General features: G+C 64.3%; 19 protein-coding genes. 6 read left to right on the top strand and 13 right to left on the bottom strand.

The window, feature by feature from the left end; all coding sequences use genetic code 11:
* Genes EET03_RS16655 through EET03_RS16620 form a run of 8 tightly spaced genes read right to left on the bottom strand, consistent with a single transcriptional unit; the run spans window position 1 to window position 8065 of the window.
* Entirely contained in the window at window positions 1-1395 is a 1395-nt protein-coding gene (locus EET03_RS16655) for an NADH-quinone oxidoreductase subunit N (protein WP_082274783.1), read from the bottom strand.
* 15 nt (window positions 1396-1410) lie between these two features.
* Complete coding sequence (locus EET03_RS16650; RefSeq protein ID WP_063469738.1) at window positions 1411-2901, bottom strand: complex I subunit 4 family protein; 1491 nt, start codon at window positions 2899-2901, stop codon at window positions 1411-1413.
* A gap of 4 nt (window positions 2902-2905) precedes the next feature.
* On the bottom strand, window positions 2906-4744 hold the full coding sequence (locus EET03_RS16645; protein ID WP_075544027.1) for a proton-conducting transporter transmembrane domain-containing protein: 1839 nt from the start codon (window positions 4742-4744) through the stop codon (window positions 2906-2908).
* Window positions 4745-4749: 5 nt separating this feature from the next.
* On the bottom strand, window positions 4750-5052 hold the full coding sequence (locus EET03_RS16640; protein WP_063469737.1) for an NADH-quinone oxidoreductase subunit NuoK: 303 nt from the start codon (window positions 5050-5052) through the stop codon (window positions 4750-4752).
* A complete protein-coding gene (locus EET03_RS16635; protein ID WP_075544015.1) occupies window positions 5049-5612 on the bottom strand; it encodes an NADH-quinone oxidoreductase subunit J in 564 nt (187 codons plus the stop codon). The genes EET03_RS16640 and EET03_RS16635 overlap by 4 nt, the downstream gene beginning before the upstream one ends.
* 5 nt (window positions 5613-5617) lie before the next feature.
* A complete protein-coding gene (locus tag EET03_RS16630; protein WP_075544016.1) occupies window positions 5618-6538 on the bottom strand; it encodes a complex I subunit 1 family protein in 921 nt (306 codons plus the stop codon).
* Complete coding sequence (locus EET03_RS16625) at window positions 6531-7730, bottom strand: hypothetical protein (protein ID WP_244232403.1); 1200 nt, start codon at window positions 7728-7730, stop codon at window positions 6531-6533. Before EET03_RS16625 ends, EET03_RS16630 begins: the two co-directional genes overlap by 8 nt.
* Window positions 7721-8065: an NADH-quinone oxidoreductase subunit A gene (locus tag EET03_RS16620; RefSeq protein WP_063469733.1), complete on the bottom strand. Its 345-nt coding sequence runs from the start codon at window positions 8063-8065 to the stop codon at window positions 7721-7723. Before EET03_RS16620 ends, EET03_RS16625 begins: the two co-directional genes overlap by 10 nt.
* 187 nt (window positions 8066-8252) lie before the next feature.
* Between EET03_RS16620 and EET03_RS16615 the strand changes: the two genes are divergently transcribed.
* On the top strand, window positions 8253-9080 hold the full coding sequence (locus tag EET03_RS16615; protein WP_244232402.1) for an LOG family protein: 828 nt from the start codon (window positions 8253-8255) through the stop codon (window positions 9078-9080).
* A 124-nt stretch (window positions 9081-9204) separates the two neighbouring features.
* Here the strand turns inward: EET03_RS16615 and EET03_RS16610 are convergent, their stop codons facing one another.
* On the bottom strand, window positions 9205-9600 hold the full coding sequence (locus EET03_RS16610) for a hypothetical protein (RefSeq protein WP_136625712.1): 396 nt from the start codon (window positions 9598-9600) through the stop codon (window positions 9205-9207).
* A gap of 232 nt (window positions 9601-9832) precedes the next feature.
* Here EET03_RS16610 and EET03_RS16605 point away from each other — a divergent pair, with 232 nt between their 5' ends.
* From EET03_RS16605 to EET03_RS33290, 3 genes are all read left to right on the top strand, one after another.
* Window positions 9833-10039 (top strand): heavy-metal-associated domain-containing protein, encoded by a 207-nt coding sequence (locus tag EET03_RS16605; protein ID WP_063469730.1) that lies wholly within the window; start codon window positions 9833-9835, stop codon window positions 10037-10039.
* A 37-nt stretch (window positions 10040-10076) separates the two neighbouring features.
* On the top strand, window positions 10077-12332 hold the full coding sequence (locus EET03_RS16600; RefSeq protein WP_075544018.1) for a heavy metal translocating P-type ATPase: 2256 nt from the start codon (window positions 10077-10079) through the stop codon (window positions 12330-12332).
* Between the two features lie 745 nt (window positions 12333-13077).
* A complete protein-coding gene (locus EET03_RS33290; RefSeq protein WP_082274779.1) occupies window positions 13078-13362 on the top strand; it encodes an Mtp family mycobacterial-type pilin in 285 nt (94 codons plus the stop codon).
* A 93-nt stretch (window positions 13363-13455) separates the two neighbouring features.
* Here EET03_RS33290 and EET03_RS33045 read toward each other — a convergent pair whose 3' ends face one another.
* Window positions 13456-14049, bottom strand: coding sequence for a class I SAM-dependent methyltransferase (locus tag EET03_RS33045; RefSeq protein ID WP_082274780.1), 594 nt, complete (start codon window positions 14047-14049; stop codon window positions 13456-13458).
* 181 nt (window positions 14050-14230) lie between these two features.
* Between EET03_RS33045 and EET03_RS16575 the strand changes: the two genes are divergently transcribed.
* The gene (locus EET03_RS16575) at window positions 14231-14932 is read left to right on the top strand and encodes a DUF305 domain-containing protein (RefSeq protein ID WP_075544021.1); all 702 of its coding nucleotides are present in this window, start codon (window positions 14231-14233) and stop codon (window positions 14930-14932) included.
* Window positions 14933-15054: 122 nt separating this feature from the next.
* Here EET03_RS16575 and EET03_RS16570 read toward each other — a convergent pair whose 3' ends face one another.
* From EET03_RS16570 to EET03_RS16560, 3 genes are all read right to left on the bottom strand, one after another.
* On the bottom strand, window positions 15055-17034 hold the full coding sequence (locus tag EET03_RS16570) for a serine/threonine-protein kinase PknD (protein WP_075544022.1): 1980 nt from the start codon (window positions 17032-17034) through the stop codon (window positions 15055-15057).
* A 17-nt stretch (window positions 17035-17051) separates the two neighbouring features.
* Window positions 17052-18134 carry a phosphate ABC transporter substrate-binding protein PstS gene (gene pstS / locus EET03_RS16565; RefSeq protein WP_425271531.1) on the bottom strand — a complete coding sequence of 361 codons (1083 nt, stop codon included), beginning with the start codon at window positions 18132-18134 and terminating at the stop codon, window positions 17052-17054.
* A gap of 347 nt (window positions 18135-18481) precedes the next feature.
* Window positions 18482-19594 (bottom strand): YHS domain-containing protein, encoded by a 1113-nt coding sequence (locus EET03_RS16560; RefSeq protein ID WP_244232401.1) that lies wholly within the window; start codon window positions 19592-19594, stop codon window positions 18482-18484.
* Window positions 19595-20023: 429 nt separating this feature from the next.
* Here EET03_RS16560 and EET03_RS31645 point away from each other — a divergent pair, with 429 nt between their 5' ends.
* Complete coding sequence (locus EET03_RS31645; RefSeq protein ID WP_425271530.1) at window positions 20024-20161, top strand: hypothetical protein; 138 nt, start codon at window positions 20024-20026, stop codon at window positions 20159-20161.
* Window positions 20162-20285 lie beyond the last annotated feature (124 nt).

Here is a 20285-nt window from a genome sequence, read left to right as displayed (position 1 = left end):
TTACCGCGGCGCTGCCGCGAGCACGTCCCAGAGCGGTCCTGCTGCAATGCCGAGCCCGAGGCTTAGGCCCGCCGCGACCATCGCGGTGGCTGTGGACCAATCGCCAGTGATGAAATCGTCTGTGGCTTCAGACTTCTGGAATATCGGGACGATCCAACGCAAGTAATAGAACAGGCTGAGAAGACTATTGACGAACACCACTGTGGCCAGCCACGCGTAATCACCGTCCCAGGCGGCGGCGGCGGTGGTGAGTTTTCCGATGAAGACCGCGGTCGGTGGGGTCCCGACTAGCCCGAGCAGGGCCACCACCAGCGCGCCGGCCAGCCAGGGCCGGGCTCGCGCCAGCCCACGGTAGGCGTCAAGGTCGCGCCGATCGGGTAGTGCGGTGCTCACCGCGAAGGCGGCGCTGTTGGTCAGCGTGTATCCGACCAGATAGAACAGCAACGACGGAAGGGCAAACTCGCTGCGGCCGGCGACGGTGATCGGCACCAGTAGGTAGCCGACTTGGCTCACAGTCGACCAACCCAGGAGCCGCCGAGGATCCTGCTGCCCGTAGGCGGCCAAGTTGCCCAAAGTCATACTCGCCACGGCGAATATCGCGATCAGCAGTGGCCACGCAACCGTGTGCGGCAGCACGGTGGTCACGCGGTACAGCGCAATCAGTGCGCCGATTTTGGGCACTGTTGTCAAGAATACGGCCGCTACACCATTGGCAGCTTGGGCGGCGTCGGGAACCCAGAAGTGGGCGGGCACGCCGCCTGCTTCGAACATCAGTCCTGCCACCACAGCCACGACGCCGGTCGCCACTACCGCGGCTGGCGCGCCGCGCAATTGTGCGGCGAGTTCGTTATAGCGGGTAGCCCCGCTGATCCCGTAGAGGACGGTCACACCCAGCAGCAACGTGATCCCGAACATGGCGCCGATCAGGTAAGCCTTCAACGCTGCCTCGGCCGCCAGGCCCGACCGCAACAGTCCGATCAGTCCGTAAAGCGGGATGCTGGCCAGCAGGTACCCGGTGGCCAGGACGAGCAGGTCGTCAGTTCCGGCGAGTACCATGATGCCGGCGGTCGAAAAGAGAAGCAGCGCATAGGTTTCGCTTTCCCGCGCCGTTGCTGTGATGTCGTCGCCGGCTAGCGTCAGAACCATCAGGATCCCGACCGCGGCGGTGATCCGCGCCACGGCGGTGGCGGTGTCGACGGCGAAGGCTCCCTCGAACGCGGTCTGATCCGGGGCCGCCATTCCGACCGCCGCGACCACGACGACACCGATAAGCGTTGCGGCTGCGACGATTCGGGCCCACCATTGACGCTTGCGGGGCAGAAATGATCCGCCGATCAGCACCAGCAGGCCACCGCCGAATGTCAGCATCTCCGGCAGCATCAGCAGCGGCCGCATCCCGGTGTTCACCAGCTATCTCCCCACCAGCCCGATCAGCGTGCGTGACGCCGGCTCGATCACATCCAGCAGTGGGCGCGGCAGCACGCCGATCAAGATGGAGAGCATGAGAAACATTCCTGCCGAGCCGGTTTCGGAAGGGTGCAGGTCCAGGAAGTTCTGCGAGCGGCCACGGGTCTCGCCGGTGAAGATGCGCTGCAGGGCGCGCAGAAACAACGCTGCGGTGATCAGGATGCCCGGTAGCGCGAGCGCGGTGAGTGGTGCGGCGGCGATGCTGCCGGTGAAGATTTGAAACTCGGCGATGAAGCCGGAGAATCCCGGCAGCCCCAACGAGGCGAATGCGCCGAGTGTGAACAGCACAGCCAGCTTCGGGGCCGGTGCAGCCAGACCGCCGTAGGAATCCATGTCGTAACTGCCGGCGCGGTCGTAGAACACTCCGGCGAGCAAGAACAGCGCCCCGGTGATCAGACCGTGGCTGACCATCTGCGTGACTGCTCCGGTGACCGCCACCGCACGCGCCTCACCGGTGTTGCCCGAGAGCAGGCCGGCAACGCCGAGCGCCAGCACGATGTAACCCATGTGGTTCACCGAGGTATAGGCCACCATGCGCTTGAAGTTTTGCTGCGCCAACGCAACCAGCGCTCCGTAAAGCACCGACACCACGCCGACGGCGATGATCACCCACGCCCAGGCGCGCCAGGCCTGCGGCAGCATCGGCATCGCGATCCGCGCGAACCCGTAAGTGCCCATCTTCAACAACACCCCGGCCAGCACTGCCGAGCCGATGGCCGGCGCGTCGGTGTGGGCCGGGGGAAGCCAGGTGTGGAACGGAACCGTGGGTGTCTTGACTGCCAGACCGAGCAGAATCGCCGCCAGGACCAGCCCGCCGGCCAGCGGCCTACCGGCCAGCGGGGAAGTGGCGACCAGTTCGTTCATGTCGAAGGTGTGCGGATCGGCGGCGATGTAGAGGCCGATGAAGCCCACCAGCAGCGCCAGCGAACCCAGAAAGGTGTACAGGAAAAACTTCAGCGCCGAGCGGGCGGCGCTACCGTGGCCCCATCCGGCGATCACGAAGTACATCGCCACGATCGACAGGTCGAAGAACACGAAGAACAAGATCAGGTCCGCGGCCACGAACAGACCCAGGCTCACGGTCTGCAGAAACAGGAACAACGCCGCCTGCGACCTGGGCCGGTCGCGACCCCGCAGCCCATAGAGCGCGCAGCCCAAAAAGATCACCGCCGACATGACCACCAGCGGCAGAGACAAGCCGTCGACGCCGATGTGGTAGCTGCTGTTGACCCCTGGGATCCAGCGGGCCCGCTCCTCGAAAGCCAGCCCGTTGGGGGCCGGTGCCCTATAACGCGCCCACAACAGCACCGTCAGCGCCAGATCCACAGCGGTGAGGGCGACCCACACCCAGCGGGCTGCGGCTTGGACCGACTTCGGTATGGCAAGCACACCCACCGCGGCGGCCAACGGCAGAAAGACGATCAAACTGAGCACCTGGTCACCTCACCGCTATCAGTAGCAGGACGCCTGCCACGACCACCACCACGGCGACGAGGTAGTACTGGTGTAGCTGGCCGGTCTGCGGTTTGCGCGCCAGCGCCCCGAGCTGACGTGTTCGCGTCGCCAGCGATTCCACCGCGGCATCGACACGGCGGTCATCGATGCGCGCCGCCCACCGGCCGGCTTCCAGCGATCCGGCGGCGATCCGGTCCACAGCCCGGTCGAGAATCCCGTCGTCGAACCGGGCCAGCGCATGAGCCAGGCGCATGGTGGGACGGGCGAGCACCGCGTTCGCGGCCCGTTGCAGGCCAAGCCAGTCGGCGGCCCATCGCGGCTCGGGTACCCCCCACCGCACCACGACAGCCACGACGAGAAGCGCCAACAGCGCCGACGTGGCCAGTTCCGGCACGGCAAGGTGGACGGCCGATCGCTGGTCGAGGACACGGCTGAGCGTCGGGGCAACGGGCGGCAATGCCAGGACCCCCGCCACGGCGGCGCCGGCGGCTAACACAACGATCGGCAGCTGCGCAAAGGTGCTGAGCGCCTTGAGCTTCGGAGACCCTGGATCCCCGACCGGCGCTGGCGCGCCCCATACCGCAACGAGAATCTTCGCCGCGTAGGCCGCCGACAGCGCTGCGGCTACCAACCCCACCGCATACAGAGCGATCGAGTGGTCAAGCGCGCCCGTCAGCACTGCGTCCTTTGTCGCCCACAGGGATAGCGGCGCAATTCCGGCCAGAGCAGCCGCACCGATGGTGGCGCCCCAGCCGACCAGCGGCCATCGCCGGGCCACACCGTGCAGCTTGTCAAGCCGCTTGGTGCCGAGCAATGAGAGCCATGCGCCGGCGGCCAGAAAGAGCCCTGCCTTGGTGAAGGCGTGCGCGACCAGCTGCGCGGCGCCACCGCTGACCGTACCGACCCCTGCTGCCATGACCACGAACCCGAGCTGCGCCGCGGTGGAGGCGGCGAGCAACTGCTTGAGGTCGCGTTGGGCCACCGCGACAGCGCCCAGCAATACCGCGGTCACGGCGCCGGTCCAGGCCGCCAACTCGGCGGCCCATCCAGTGGCCGCCAGTAACGGCTGGATGCGCAGCAGCAGGTACCCGCCCATGGCCACCATGGCCGCCGAGTGCAATAGTGCGCTAACGGGGCTGGGGCCCTCCATCGCGCGCGAAAGCCAAAACGAAAACGGCAGCTGCGCCGCCTTGCCCAAGGCGGCGATGAACAGCCCAACCGCAATGACATTGCGCCACGGTGTGTTCGCCTGGGACAGGTCCGCCAGCGCCAGCCCCGCGCCGCCGGCAAGCGCCGCGCCGGCAGCCAGATACATCCCGAGGTCGGCGCTGCGGGTGGTCACGAACGCGGTGAGACCGGCCGACATCCGAAAGTCATCGCGCCACCAGAACCCGATCAGCGCATACGACGCCGCCCCCATCACCTCCCACGCCAGCAGCAGCGCGGGCAAGGTGGCGGCCGTTGCGGTCAGCAGGGCGGCGGAGGCGAACAACAGCATCAACCCGTGGAATCGGCCCGCCGCTTCGCGGATGTCCGCCACGGCGAACATCAGGACCAAAAGGGTGACCATCGCGACCGCGGGGACCACCACCGCGGACAGGCTATCGACGGACAGCCCGAACTGCCCACCAGCCACAAAAGCGACACTGATAGCGGGGTGAGTCATCGCCACCACGATCGACAACGCCACCACAACCGCCGATACCGTTACCGAAATCCCAGCCGCGAACCGATCTCCGCGGCGGGTGAGAAGCAGTGCCGCGCCGCAGCCTGCCGGGAGGCAGATCAACAGCCACAAGGCCGGCTGCGCTGTCGAAGTCACCCAGTTCACCCGGCCAAGTCGGCGGCCGAGTCGGTCATGTCGGTGCGGCGCTCCCGGTGCAGCAGCGTGGCCACGGCGAAGCCCATCGCCATCTCCACCGTCATGGCGGCGATGATCACCAGCAGCACCACCTGTCCGGCCGGTGCGGGTGCAGAGAACCACCAGAACCCGCCGGCCGCCAGGATGACGGCGTTCACCATCAGCTCGAGGCCCATCATCACCATGACCACGACCTGCTGCGAGAGTGCTCCGTAAAGGCCGACGCTGAATAGCGCCGCGGCCACCAACAGAACGGTTTGCAGCGTCATCGCCCCAACCCGCCGGGTTGTGGATCGCTCGCGGGTCTGCGTTTGAGATCGTCGCCGAACCGGTCGTAGCGGCCGCGGTGGGCGGCCAGGACGACGCCGGCGACGATGGTCGCGACCATCACCGGGCTGATCACCGTCATGGCCAGCATGCTGGGGCCCATCAACTCCTCGCCGAGCGCGAAGGTCAGATCCTTCGGCGGTGCGCCGCGCCGCGCCGGCCAGTCGGTCAGCAGGATCCCCGACGCCAGAACCGCGAACGTTCCGATCGCAGCGGCGAGAGCGCGTCGGTTGTCGTGCACCATGCTCATGGGCATCAGCGCCGGGTTCATGCCCATGAACATGACCATGTAGACCGCCATGACCGCCATTTCCATCACCATCATCAAGATGATGACGATGCCGATGTAGTTCTGCTGCAGCAGCACAACCGCGACGCCGACCGCGATGAACGAAACGGCCAGAGCGTAGGTGGCGCGGGCCATGGAATCGACGACGAAGACCGCGGCTCCGGCCAGTACGGCGGTCACGGCGACGACCCAGAACACGATGTCAACGATCATGAGAGTCACTTCCTCACTGCGATGATGGCCACGACGAGGTCTTGCACAAGCGTGAGCGGTAAGAGCACCATCCAGCCGATCTCCAGGAACTTTTCGGGCCGCAGCACCGGAAGCCGCCTGCGCAGCCACACGAACACCGACAGCAAGCCGATGGTCTTGAGCAACATCCAGGACCAGGCCGGTAACAGTGGACCCGCACCGCCGCCGAGGAACATCGGCACCGCGAACGCCGCTCCGGCAGCCAACAGGGTGTAGCGGCCCGCCTGGAATACGAGTCGATCCACGCCGGACAGTTCCGCGCTGACACCGCCGGCAATATCAGCTCCCAGTGCCGCGGAGAAGGGCCCCCACACCGAAAAGGCAACTGCCCCAAGGCAATACACGACGAACGCGACCGGCATCCACACCGCGAACCACAGTCCGTGTTGAGCGGCGGCCACATCGGCGACCCGTAGACTCTGCGCAGCGATGGGCGGCGCGACCAGCGCGAACATCAACGGCATCTCGTAGCCGAGCCCATAAGCCAGGAATCGATAGCCGCCGACCAGGGGATGGGCGGAATTCGGACCCCACCCGACAAGCCACACCAGTGCCCACACCATCACATCCATGGCGTTGAACCACATGACTCCGACGTCGAGATCGGCCAGCGTCCAGCGTCCGAACGGCACAACAGTCACCATGAGCGACGCGGCGACGATCAGGCCCACTCCGCCGGCGCGCCACAGCAACGTATCGGCGGCCACTGTGGTGCGACGGCGCTGCCGCATCAGCCGCGCGACTTCGTAGAGCGCAGTGCCCGGTCCGCCGCCACGGGCAGCGAGCACGCCGTCGAGGGTCGCCGCATAGAAGCCCAGGCACAGTAGCAATGCCACACCGCCCAGCGCCCACGCGCCCGGGACCGTGGTGATCGAGACGTCAGCCATGGCGACCGCCCGGGTGCGACGCGGTGTCGACGCCGAGGCTGGCGATCACCAGCCGGGCGGCCCCGACGTCCAGTCCGCTCACCAGATGAGGCAACGCGTCGAGGACGCTGGTTGCAGCCGTGGCGACACCGCTTGGTTCCGTCGTATTCGCCAGCGCGTGCCGCGCCATGTCGACCCGCGCCAGGAGCCGGTCGTAGCAATCGCCGGCCAGGCCCGTCGGCAGCTCGAGGGTCTTGCAGTCCTCGGGTGTCAACGATGCGATGTCGCGCAACGACCAGCGCAGCGTTTGAGAGCGGCGAAGCTTCCTGTGCAGGGTGTCTAGTAGGGAAGCGGCGTGCCTGGCGTCCGCGTCGCTGAGCAGCTCGTCCCGCGCGGTACGGGCGATTGCTGTCGCACCCGGCCAGGCGGCCAGTGCGAGCAGATCAACGACATGGTCACAATGTCGCGCCGCGACGTGGGACCTCGGTCCTGGCGGCGGAACGTGGCCGCCGACTTCTTTGTCGACGACCCACGCCTCGGCTTGCGTGAGCACGTCTCCCTGCAACGAGCACCGCACCACCAGCCCCACGGGCCAGTAGCGCAGCACCGGCCCAAGGCGAAGGTGCAGCACATCCATTTCCAATCCGTCGCGGTCGTCGCCGCCTTTGGCCAGCGCAATCCCAGCCGGCGCCATGTCCATCGCGCCGTGGTGCATGTGCTGGTGCGCGCTGTGGTCCCTATGCCCGTGCTCGCCGTGGTTCGTGGCGCCGTGGTTGGTGTTCTCGTGGTGTTGGTGCTCGCTGTGGTCCCTATGCCCGTGCTCGCCGTGGTTCGTGGTGCCGTGCTGATTGCCGCTCAATTCCGGAGATTGAGCGCGCTCACGAGCGTCCTGGCGGTGCCTGTCGACCTCCGCCAACTGCATGGCGGCGCGATGCAGTGCCGACGCGACCGCTTCGGGATCGGGCAACTCGACGCGAACCCGAGGCCCCGGCATCTGGTCCCAGACGCGGTCGATCGCCTCGTTCAGTTCCGGTCCCGGCGTACCGCAGACCGCCAACACGTCAGCGTCGGCCGGGGATGTAGCCACACACCAACCCCGGACTCGAAGTCGGTGTTCGGCCTCTGCCCGCACCACCCAGAACCCCGGGGCATCCACGATGAGAACGTGTGCCCGCTGTGCCGCACATCGGGCCAGCCGCTGCGTCAGACCCATCTCAGGGCGCCCTCGCGCCATGCCCACGCCACCGCCACGAGTAGCGCTGTCAGAAAGAGAAACATCTCAGTGATTGCGGTAGCACCCATTTTTTTGACCACCAACGCCCACGGGTACATGAACAACATCTCGACATCGAAGGCGAGAAATACCAAAGTCGCCAGATACCACCGAACGTGATAGCGCGACAACGCATGCTCTTCTGGTGCCCACCCGGACTGGAAAGGCAGCGCCATCAGCGCGGAGGGGCTGATCGCAGTAAAGCGGTGCAACCCGTAAACACTGGCGAGCCCGACGACGCTAAGTAACAGCATCCACGCCACACCCGCATACATCGCGGCTCCTAGTCTGTTGTGGGGCACAAGATCGGTACCCGTGCGGCTCCTTGTCAAACATCTGCCGTCGTTCACTTGTCCATTGGGCCAGGTGGAGTGATGTCCACTTAGAGCGCCCTCGCCGCCGGGCAGTTGCCGTTGAAGTAACGTATCAGCACCCGCGGATGAGGGTAGTTTTCAACCAACGGTGAGTTTGACCTTGATCACTTCATGCCGGACAGGGCGACAGACCAAGCTGGTTGGGGCGCTTCAGTTTGATGGTGGCCGCGGCGCTGGCACGATCGACTATATGCATGAGTCAAGAGCCTGCATCCCCGCAACATGCGATGAGGAGCTGCTGTCCTGCCTGGGCCCGGGCTTTCCGGCGCTAGCGGGCAGCGATCCCGGTCGTGTTGCCAAGATCCGCGACGAGGTGGCGCGCGGCTTTGCGGCACTAGCGGACGTCACCGATGCCGTGTCGTTCTTTGGTTCCGCCCGTACGTCGCCGGATCATCCGCACTATGAAATGGCGCGCACGCTGGCCGCACGACTGGGCAGCTTGGGGTTCGACATCATCACCGGCGGCGGGCCGGGGATCATGGAGGCCGCGAATCGGGGCGCCCGCGACGCCGGAGTGCGGTCGATCGGACTTGTCATCGAGCTGCCCTACGAGCAGCAGCCAAATCCGTTCATCGACCTCTCACTTCAGTTCAATTATTTCTTCGTGCGCAAGCTGATGTTCGTCCGCTACGCCTCGGCGTTCGTGGTTCTTCCGGGCGGCTTCGGAACGCTCGACGAGCTTTTCGAGGCCCTGACGCTCATACAGACTCAGAAGATCCGGAACTTCCCCGTCGTGCTTGCGCCTTCGGAGCACTGGACCGGGTTGGAGCGGTGGATTCGTGACCGGCTGCTGGAGACGGGACTGGTATCGGGAGAGGACGTTGACCTGCTCGTGATCGCTGACCATCCGGACGAGGTCGGCGAGATCGTCAAGCGATGGCGCCGACGACAGCTGGAGACCTACCGCCCATCGTAATCAGAGGACGGATGTCGAAGCGGCACACCATCTCGAGCCAAGGCCTTTGCCCCGGCCGGCATCAGCCGACTGCGAAGATGCGATGCATTTCGAGGAAGCCGTCGGGTCAGGTCGGCATCAGGTCCTAAAACTCGCTACGACCGAAGGCCCACGACGAGATGTCGGACAACCGCACGCGAAGCTGATCGTGCGAATAGACTTCAGCGCCACTCCGGCGGTACCTAACCCGAGATAGGTGGATGTACTCGTGGAACTCACCCCCATTCGGGCAGTTCGGGCAGTTGCCATCGGTCGAACTCTGCCGGCTGTGGTCGACGCCGACTGTTTGAAGGTAGCCAAGGACCTTTTGGTCGAAATACCAGCAGGGTTCGATGACACCCGTCACAGTGCCCCATGGCAGGTGCAGCGTCACGTCGACGTCTGCGCCGGGCGAGTGCGGATTGGACTCGATTGCATTGATGATCAGGTGAAGTGAGCGGTCGGTCATCCCGGACGCGCAAGGCGCATCTGTTGCGGTCACGCTTTCTCCGTGGCTTTCCGGCATCTACTGTCCCTTCGCCGCCAACGTTGATCGCGCCTGTATGTGGGCAGTCAAAACGGGTATTCGCTTGTTCTACTTTACGCCGCAGTCACGACACCGCGATCGCGGAGAAGAAAGAGGAACGCCACCGTGCCATCCGCCCTTGATTACCCCAGGGGGGTATGGTAGACAGGAATCATCCAGGCACGATTCATGCAGATTGGAGAGCGGCATGAGCACCCTGACAGTCACCGTTTCTGGGATGACCTGCGAGCACTGCGCTTCCTCTGTCCGTGAGGAAGTCGGCAACATCGCTCAAGTCACAGCCGTGGACGTGGAGCTCGGCAGTGGCAAGGTGACCATCGACAGCGACGGCGTGATCGAGCTGGACGCGATCAAGAATGCGGTGGAAGAGGCGGGCTACCAGTTGGTCCGTTAAGGCGACCTGTCGCGATTGGACTGAGGGGAAACAGAGCATGGACTCTGCCACGGAAACCACCCGACATCTTGAGCTGCGGATCGGCGGTATGACGTGTGCTTCGTGCGCGGCCCGGATTGAGAAGAAGCTCAACAAGATAGACGGCGTCAGCGCGTCAGTCAACTACGCGACCGAGAAGGCCAGCGTCGCGTACGTCGGCACCGTCTCACCAGACCAGCTCGTGACGACGGTTGAGCAGGCCGGCTACACCGCAGAAGTGCCTAGGCTGAGCTTACCCGCCATGGACGACGAGTCCGCAGAGCCGGGCGCGGAGCCGGATCCAGCCGCGTCGATAAGGCAACGACTACTGGTTTCACTGGTATTGACCGTGCCGGTGGTCGCGATGGCCATGGTGTCCCCACTGCAATTCGCCAACTGGCAATGGCTCTCGTTGACGCTGGCCGCGCCGGTGGTGGTATGGGGCGGCCTGCCGTTCCACAAGGCCGCATGGACCAACCTGCGGCACCGCACCGCCACCATGGACACCTTGATCTCGATGGGCACGATCGCCGCGCTGGGCTGGTCGGTCTACGCATTGTTCTGGGGCACGGCCGGTATGACCGGCATGCGACACCAATTCGAGCTGACCATTTCCCGTACCGACGGCACCAGCAACATTTATCTGGAGGCCGCCGCAGGTGTTACCACCTTCATCCTCGCAGGCCGGTTCTTTGAGGTCCGGTCCAAGCGGCGGGCCGGCGCCGCGCTGCGCGCGCTGCTCGAGCTAGGCGCCAAGGTTGCCTCGGTGCGCAGAGATGGTGTCGAGCAACGCATTCCGATCGAGCAACTCGCCATCGGTGACGAGTTCGTAGTACGACCCGGCGAGAAAGTGGCGACCGATGGCGTCGTGATCGAAGGCTCCTCCGCGGTGGACGCCTCCCTGCTCACCGGGGAGTCTATGCCGGTTGAGGTCGGCCCCGGGGATAAGGTGATGGGCGCCACCGTTAACGTCGGTGGACGAATTGTGTTGCGCGCCAACAGGGTCGGTTCGGATACCCAGCTAGCCCAAATGGCAAAGCTGGTCGAAGAGGCGCAAACGGGCAAGGCGCAGGCGCAGCGGTTGGCCGACCGGATCTCGGGAATCTTTGTGCCGATCGTGATCGCGCTGTCGCTGGCGACTCTCGGCTTGTGGATCGCGGCAACCGGATCCATCACCGCCGCTTTTACCGCGGCGGTGGCGGTGCTGATCATCGCGTGCCCGTGCGCCTTGGGCCTTGCCACACCGACCGCCTTAATGGTCGGCACCGGCCGTGGCGCACAGCTGGGGATTCTGATCAAGGGACCCGAGGTACTGGAATCGACGCGGCGAATCGACACCATCGTGCTCGACAAGACCGGCACCGTCACGACCGGCAACATGTCCCTGCTCGACGTAATCTCCGCACGCGATGAACAGCCCACAGAGGTCCTGCGGTTGGCGGGCGCGCTAGAGGACTCCTCCGAACACCCGATCGGCAAGGCGATAGCCCAGGCGGCTCGTGACAAGATCGGTGACCTGCCAGCTGTCGAGGGTTTCGCCAACCTGGAAGGTTTGGGCGTGCAAGGTGTTGTCGACGGACATGCGGTGACAGTGGGCCGCCGGCAACTCCTGGCGAATTGGTCGCAAGAGCTACCCGAGTTACTCACCCGTTCGCTGTGTCAGGCCGAGTCGGAGGGCAGGACCGCTGTGGTGGTCAGCTGGGACGGCAAGTCGCGGGGAATTTTGTTGGTGGCCGATGCGGTCAAACCGACGTCGGCCGAGGCCGTCGAACGGCTGCGTGCGCTGGGTTTGACCCCGATCATGCTGACCGGAGACAACGCGACCGCGGCCCGCGCCATGGCCGGCCAGGTAGGCATCGACCAAGTGATCGCCGAAGTGCTGCCGCGAGACAAGGTGGACACCGTCCGGCGATTGCAGGCCGAGGGCAAGGTGGTGGCCATGGTTGGCGACGGTGTCAACGACGCCGCGGCCCTGGCGCAAGCCGATCTGGGCCTGGCGATGGGGACCGGCGCCGACGTCGCAATCGAGGCCAGCGATCTGACATTGGTACGCGGTGACCTGCGCGCGGTGCCCGACGCCATTGAACTTTCCCGTAAGACGTTGGCGACGATCAAGGGCAACCTATTCTGGGCGTTTGTCTACAACATTGCCGCATTGCCGCTGGCAGCCGCTGGGCTGCTGAACCCCATGTTGGCGGGGGCGGCTATGGCGTTCTCGTCGGTATTCGTGGTCACCAACAGCCTCCGGCTGCGCACCTTCAAGCCGCACTCGTAACCAAAGCCGACACCGATTTCGGATACCGGGATTTGCTGCCTCTGTCGCCAGAGGATGCTCCAGTGAGCTTGGGCGGAGGTCAGACGCCCGTTATTCCGTTGAATCGGCTGGGGCGTCGGCTTGGACTTCATAGATACATACTCAAAGACCACCCCCGACGCAATCCATACGGTCATTCAAAGACAGGCTGGCGGCGGTGCCGACACCAAGGCGGTGGCGTCGGGAGCCTCGGCCGTCATCGCTGAGTCGACCGGAAATTACGGCGCAGCAGTGGCCGCCTACGCAGCCGCAGCAGGGATTCGGTGCATGGTTCTCACGCTGTCCAGGTACGGGACGGCCGTGGCACAATCGATCGAGCGATGACGCGATCGTCCGTATGCAACTCAGCGATGGCATCTATGCAATCACGCATCGGCGTTGACGGTGCTTGCCGCTCAGCAGCTCGCCGCCCAAAGTTTGATCGATGCTGACGAAAGCGTCGTAGTGCTGTCGACGTCGACCGGGATGAAAGATCCCGGCTCGACGGCCAGCCACCTTTTCGATCTAGCGGTCCTCGCACCTGCATTGACACCCCTCGGGGCGGCGCTACCGGCCAGCATGTGCCGCTGACATGCGGATCGCGAGGCCGAGCCCGTCGCCATGACGAGGACTCCGGCGCGGGTCTGACAACGCTCTTATGGCCCGTTGGACAACTGCTTGGGCCATGCCGATGTTTGCCGTGCTGCAACGCGGGTAACGCTGAAGTATGAAGAAAAAGATGGCAATCGCTGCAGCTACTGTTGCGATCACAGCGGGTTTGGGCACGGGCGGATTGGGTGGTGCTGCCAGCGTTGAGGCACAACCGGGAATATTACCGACTGACCCGTGGTGCCCTGGGGCGTATTGGAACCCCGCCTGGGGTCCGAACTGGGACTGGAACCACTGCCACGACTCTTTCAACCCCGGCCGGGGACATAGTCCTTCCGGGCCTGGCGGTGGGCACGGTGCGGGGGGACATGGTGGCGGTGGGCACGGTGGCGGCGGACACTAGTGCAGTCCGGCACGGGCCCGGCAGCCTCTCAACTCGCCAGTGGTTCCGGTACGGATGACGATCGAGCACCGTTCGATGCGCCTGTCGCGGAGATCAGGCATTGGGGGACGCGCCGGTCAGATCAGGTGGCCGTTCGGCGGTGATGTAGCACAGTCGCGACACACTCCCGGTTGCGATGGTCGTAAATCCGGTCTCGGTTATCATGACGCGGAGTCGGTTGAAGATGTTGCGCATCTCCGCTCGACCATGCGCAGCGCTGATGACCCGCTCGAGCATCTGAATCCGCGGCGGGCGGACGTCAGCAACGCACGCCCGCCCGCGCGGCCGCAACACCCGAAGCACCTCCCGAATCGCACCGAGACGACGGTCAGGCGCGATGTGGTGGAAGGTCAAACTTGAAACGACCACGTCGAACGAAGCATCGGCAAAGGGCAGATTCTGGGCTTGCGCCGGGTAAAACGTGCAGTTTGGCGGGGCATGTGCCGCTGCGTAATCCAGTGAGGCCGGTGACGGATCGATCCCGACCACCACTCCTGAAGGGCCCACGACCGGGGCGATCCGGCGCGCGAAATATCCTGCACCGCAGCCAAGGTCGAGTACTCTCTCACCTGACCGGGCACCGGACGCAGCGACGAGATGGTCCCATATGCGGGCCCGCCGGCCGAAATACCAGGCTTCGGACAACATTTCGTAGGCCCTTGGCGAGATCCCGCTGGAACGCGGACCGCGTCGACGAGCGGTTTCCGTGCCCGATTGCATGTAGAACTCCTTCGCTCGAGGGGCTGCCTGCCCCACACCTGCTACCGTCTACCCGTAACGGGTATGTGGAAACGACTCTGCTCTTGGTTCTTGAAAGGAAGTCATCGTAATGGTGCAACGATCACTGACCGCCTCGGCAGCTGCGGCTGCAGTCATGGCGCTACTGACCTTGACCGCATGTGGCAGCTCCGGCAATCAGGCCGGCTCCGGGACGACGACTGCCGGCGCGTCGACCGCGTCGAGTTCGGCGAATGCTCAGGCGCACAATGATCAGGACGTCATGTTTGCCCAGCACATGATTGCCCACCATCAGCAAGCTATCCAGATGAGCGATGTCATTCTCGGTAAGCAGGGCATCGATCCTCGCGTGATCGAGCTGGCCAACCAGATCAAGTCGGCGCAGGGACCCGAAATTCAACAGATGCAGACGTGGCTGAACCAGTGGGGACAGCCGACGACGCCGGGCGCCATGACCCCTTCGTCGACGATGCCCGGGATGCCGAGCCACAGCGGCATGCCCGGGATGCCCGGGATGCCGAGCCACAGCGGCATGCCGGGGATGCCCGGGATGGGCGGGATGGACGGGATGATGTCCGAGCAAGACATGCAGGCCCTGCAGAACGCGCAAGGCGTTGACGCCAGCAAGCTGTTCCTCACCCAGATGATTCAGCACCATCAGGGCGCGATCACCATGGCTCAAAACGAAGTTAAGTCTGGTCAGTACTCTCCTGCTACTGCGATGGCGCAGTCGATCGTCACCAGCCAGCAGAAAGAGATCACGACAATGCAAACAATTCTGGGCTCGCTGTAGGCGACTGGGACAGCAGAATTCAGGTTAGCTCGCGCAGCCTGGCACAGGGTTCGCCACCAGTTGGCACGACAATACCGACCAACCCATGGAAGTCGATCCTCAATCGGATGGCGAATCCACGGTTAATTCGTTGCCAGCTGCACCACTCTGCCGCTCCCATTGTCGGCGACGAGTACCTTCTTTCTGGAGGTGTCGACCGCCACGCCCACGGGGTGGCCGCCGGTGAACGGCAGTATCGTCGGGGTGTTTGAACCGGGATCCAGCTTGACCACCTTGCCGGTCTCGTGGTCGGTGACGTAGACGGCGCCAGCGGTGTCCACGGCGATACCCGAGGGCACGGCAAGTCCGGTGAAGGGCAACTCCGTCGGGGTGCTCGACCCGGGATTGAGCTTCAGCACCCTGTCGTTGTCCGAGTCGGTGACATAAACGATGCCCGAGGGGTCCACCGCCACACCATCTGGATGGTTAAGGCCGGTGAACGGCAGATCAGCCTGAGTGTTGGATTTGGCGTCCAGTTTCACCACTCTGTTGTTCCCGCGGTCGGCGACGTATACATTGCCGGCGGCATCAACGCCAACGCCCTGCGGGTATGTGAGTCCGGTAAGCGGCAGCACGGACTGCGTGTTGGAACCGGCCGCCAGCTTGACCACCCTGTTGTTGAAGTCGGCGACGTACACGGTGCCGTTGGCGTCTACCGCCAGCCCCTGCGGCTGGTAAAGGCCGGTGAACGGCAGCACTGTCGGGGTGGACGACCCGGAAGCCAATTTCACCACCCGCCCGTACATGCTTTGACTCGTGACATACACGCTACCGGTGTTATCCAGCGCCACCCCTCCCGGCGAGAGGGGGAAGCCGAGCCCGGTCAACGGCAACACTGTCTGCCCGGGTGTCGATGCCGCTGGTTGCGGTTTCGGCTTGAGCAGGTATCCGGCGACGCCGATGGCGACGATGACAACCAGTGCGGCGGCGCCGATCAGGATCCACTTGCGTTTGCGCCGAGGCTCCGGGCGTGCGCCGGATGTTGGGACAGGCTTCGGCGGGCCCGCAGGGCTGACGGAGCGTGGCACATTGGATCCGCCGCGCCAGCCGGCAGTGTTGACAGGCGCAGGTGTCCACCCGCCCTCGGCCGTGGGCGAACTTGACATTTGCGACCATGGCCTGGCCTGGGTGACGGAGTCGGCGGCGGCCGACTCGGTACCGGTCGACAGGATCGTTCGCTCGCCGCGCTGCGCAATCGCGGCCGCCTGGTTCTGCTCGGCTGTGGTCAGTGCATCGTGGGCGGCGGCGGCCAGTTCACCGGCGCTGCGAAAGCGCTCCGCGGGGTTTTTGGCCATTCCTTTGGCGATCACGGAGTCGAGAGCCGGCGGAACCATGCCGGGCCGCAATTGGCTGGGCCGCGGGGCAGACTCCATCAGATGCGCGCTGATCACCCTCTCGATGCTGCTGGCCGGATAAGGAGGTGACCCGGTCAAACACTCGGCCAACACACATGCGAGCGAATAGATATCGGCGCGAAAGTCAACCTTGTCGCCGGCGAACCGCTCCGGAGCCATGTAGTTGTAGGTTCCCAGCGCCATCCCGGTGTGGGTCAGCCCTGGATCGGTTGCCGCGCGAGCGATGCCGAAGTCCACCAGATAGGCGAAGTCATCGACGCCGATAATGATGTTCTCCGGTTTGACGTCGCGGTGCGTCACCCCGCTGGCGTGCGCGGCGTCCAGCGCGGCGGCGACCTGTCGCACGATGGCCACCGCTCGGGCCGGTATCAGCGGACCATGGGCCGTCAACATGCGGCGCAGAGAAAGACCGTCGATCAGCCGCATGTCCAGATACAGCTGCCCGTCGATCTCGCCGTAATCGTGGATGGGCACCACATGCGGCTCGGTCAGGCGTCCCGCGGCGTCAGCCTCGCGCTGCATCCGTTCGCGAAAGGCCGGGTCGGCGGAGAATTGCTCGGAGATCAGCTTCAGCGCTACCACTCGGCGTTTGCGGGTGTCCTCGGCCTCATAGACCTCGCCCATTCCGCCGCGACCCAGTAGCCGCATCAGCCGATAGGGCCCGACAAGCGAGCCTTCCCTCGGACCTGGCTCACTGAGGCCTGCCATCGAACTCCTTCATGTGATCAAGAGATAGCGTTCACCGCTGTTGCCAGCCGCGATTGGAGCCAGCTCGGCGGTGTAATGGATCCATACTGCGCCAAGCCCTCTTGTCCCGGACCAATTATCGCTTGCATGAACGCTCGTACAGCGGTGCCCGTCGCGGACTCCGGATACTTAGAACAGACGATCTCATAGGTCGGCTCGACGATTGGGTAGGCGCCGGGCTGGGTTGGCTTGGGGAACGATGACGTATCCAACACCAGATCATTGCCCTGACCCACGATCCTGGCTCCCGCGATCGTCTTGCCGACTGACTCGGGAGTGATCGACACGGGATCCGACCCGGCTGAGGTGATGATCTGGGCGATGTTCAACTCTTTACCCAGCGCGAACGACCACGCGGTGTAGGTGATAGATCCGTCGGTGGTCTGCAGGGCCGCCGTGACCCCATTGTCCCCGTCGGCGCCAGCACCGACGCCCCCCTGGAACGTCTCGCCGTCGCCTTTACCCCAAGCACCGTTGGATGCGGCATCGAGGTATTGCTGGAAGTTGGCTGAGTTGCCGGATTCGTCACTGCGGAAGATGACCCGAATGGGCGATGAGGGCAGGTTGATGCCGGCATTGAGCGCCCTGATCGCCGGGTCGTCCCACCGGGTGATGGTGCCGTTGAAGATCTTCGCCATCGTGGGCGCGTCCAGCTTCAGCGAACTCACGCCGCTGACGTGGTAGGTGACCGCGATCGGTTGAAACAGTGCCGGCAGCTCCCAGGCGGGGGACGCGCATCGCGCCGCCGCCTTATTGGGTTCACCTTTCGACGGGTCCAACGGCACGCCGGACCCGGCCAGATCAGTCTCGCTCTTGATGAACTGTTCGACCCCGGCGCCAGAGCCATTTGCCTCGTAGTCCAGCGTGTAACCGGGGCACGCGTGGGCGTAGGCATTGACAAATTGTTGTATCGCGTTCGCTTGTGCGGTCGCGCCGCTGGCGTTGAGTTCCGCCTTACCGCCGCAGTCCACTTTCGCCGACGGTCCTGAGGGGGGAGCGGACGTAGTCGTGTTGCTACCGCATCCCGATAACACCAGCGCGCCAATGACCAGCAGGCTCATGACGTCGGTTCGGGGGAATCTCACAGACCTCCTTTGGACGGGGTAGAGGGACCAACATATCTACTTTGCCACTGCCGCGGGCAAACCGGGCAGTCGACTGTTTTGGCGGAAGGGTTATCGAAATCCATCCGCTTGAAGCCGCCAGGCCCGGTGCAGCAACAGGGGGTCATCCGGGACTACGGGGGTGTGCGCCTGCCCACTGCGGGTAAACCGCTGCACCGCGGCCATGCCGGCAACGGAGATAAGTCCTCGATCAGCCGGCTGCACAGCTTTGACCTTCTGCAATTGCAGAGCTTTCGCGTCCTGCCCGGACGGACGCGAGTCGGCTCGCTTAGTGAGCGTTGTGCCTATCCCGATAGTGTTTCGGAGACCAGGTAGCGGGCGGGATTGGTGTCGTAGCTGTCAAGGCACACCTGAGAGCAAAAGTATCGACGGTCCCCGTCGACGTCGCGGTGCCCAGCCGCCCGATCGATCACGAGCTCCATTCCGCATACCGGGTCGGTCGTGGTGGCGACATCTTCTCCGCCATTGCCCAAGTGCCAGCGGGCAGGTTGCGGCTGGGTGACGCCATAGTCGCGCGCCGTCGCATCGGTGCGCGCTCGGCGCGCCGGATCACGGGTGGGCGGCCGCAAGCGCCGTGTCTCAACCTCCCAGACCCAGCCGCTGATGGTCACCTCGTCGGGGATAAGCGGATGGTTCTCAAAAACCTCGATCGTCGTTAGCAGCGACTCGTCGACATCGTCGGTCATCCCGATCCACTTGGCGAAACCGCCCCTGTCGAGCTTCAACTCTGGCAGTGTCGGATCCAAGATCAGCTGATCGGTGTCGATACCTTTGGCCTTGAAATAGGCCTCGAGGTCCCTGGCGTTTGCAGACAACATTCCGCACTGGGTGTGTTGAACAATGACAATCTCGGTCGTCCCGAAAAAATTCGTCGACAGCATCGCTGATCGGATCGCATCATCAGTGACGATTCCCCCGGCGTTGCGAAAACAGTGTGCATCCCCATGTGCGACAGGCGAATCGACGTTGATGCCCAGTGCTTCATTGATCGGCAGGCGCTCGTCCATGCAGGCCAGCACCCATAGTCTGCGGTCGGTGGGGCCGAAGCGGCCGAACCGACGGCGCTTGGCCCAGTGCTCATATTCGATGACCTTGGCTGTCAGTTCATCCTTCAATGTGGCCACCGTGGCCTCCTTCTTCGGTTGGTCTGCACGAATCGATGACCTACCCGACGCGGAATCGCGTCGACAGCAACGTCTTAAGCCTTGCGGTGTGTCTACGGCGCATCTAGGGCACAAAGTCCTCAACCGGCTGCGCTCAGGTCCGCGTGGCGTGGCGACTTCCTGGCTTTTGCGTTCATCAGCTACGCGTGAGCCTGGCCATACATGCCGCCGCGTCGCTCCGAGTGATGTCCTGCCGAATCGCTTGACGCCGATCGCCGTCTCGACGCCGCTCATACCCGGCAGGGATAGGGACCTTAGCTTAGCCACCGCGGGAAAGGGCAAAAGGTGCTCTACCACTGGCACCGGCCGCCAACCACAGTGGAGCTTGAGACGTTGATGGCAGGCGGGAGGTTGTTGCATCAATTAGTTCGCGGCGATTTTGTCCGCGAGTAGATCACGGCGCCGTTGGGTGAGGCTTTCTGGCCGCTGGCGCCACTCGTAGTAGCCGGACTTGAACACCTCTAGCAGCGTGCACATCCGGGCACATTCGGATAATTCTAGAGGTGGTTGGTCGGCCGCGTGTTCGCCACGGTATTTCTTCACCCAAGCCAATTCATCCCGTGGATCGAAGCTTATGACATAGCCGTGGGTTCGCTGATCTGAGGATTTGGGCGCAACGCCGATGACGGCGGCGACGGGATACGGCGTTGGCGCACGCTGGACGTGGGCACGGCCAAGGCCTATCTGCAGGCTGCGGTGCCGCGGGTGGAATGTCCAGTCGACGGGGTGGTGATGGCCCATGTGCCGTGGGCGAGGCCGGGCGCCCGTCACCTGGTTGTTCGAGGACACGGGCGCCTGTGAGGTGTTTCTGACTTTGCGATAGAGATTCGCGTTTGATCAGACAACATCGTCGGGGTCCTGGATGGGTTCAGTGTGCCTTTGCTGGCGGTGCCAGGCAAGGCGGCGTTTGTGGGCTTGTTCGAGT

The sequence above is a fragment of the Mycobacterium innocens genome (assembly GCF_900566055.1).
GTDB lineage: Bacteria > Actinomycetota > Actinomycetes > Mycobacteriales > Mycobacteriaceae > Mycobacterium > Mycobacterium innocens.
The sequence above is the reverse complement of the archived record's forward strand: the minus strand, read 5'-3'. Positions and strand labels throughout refer to the sequence as shown.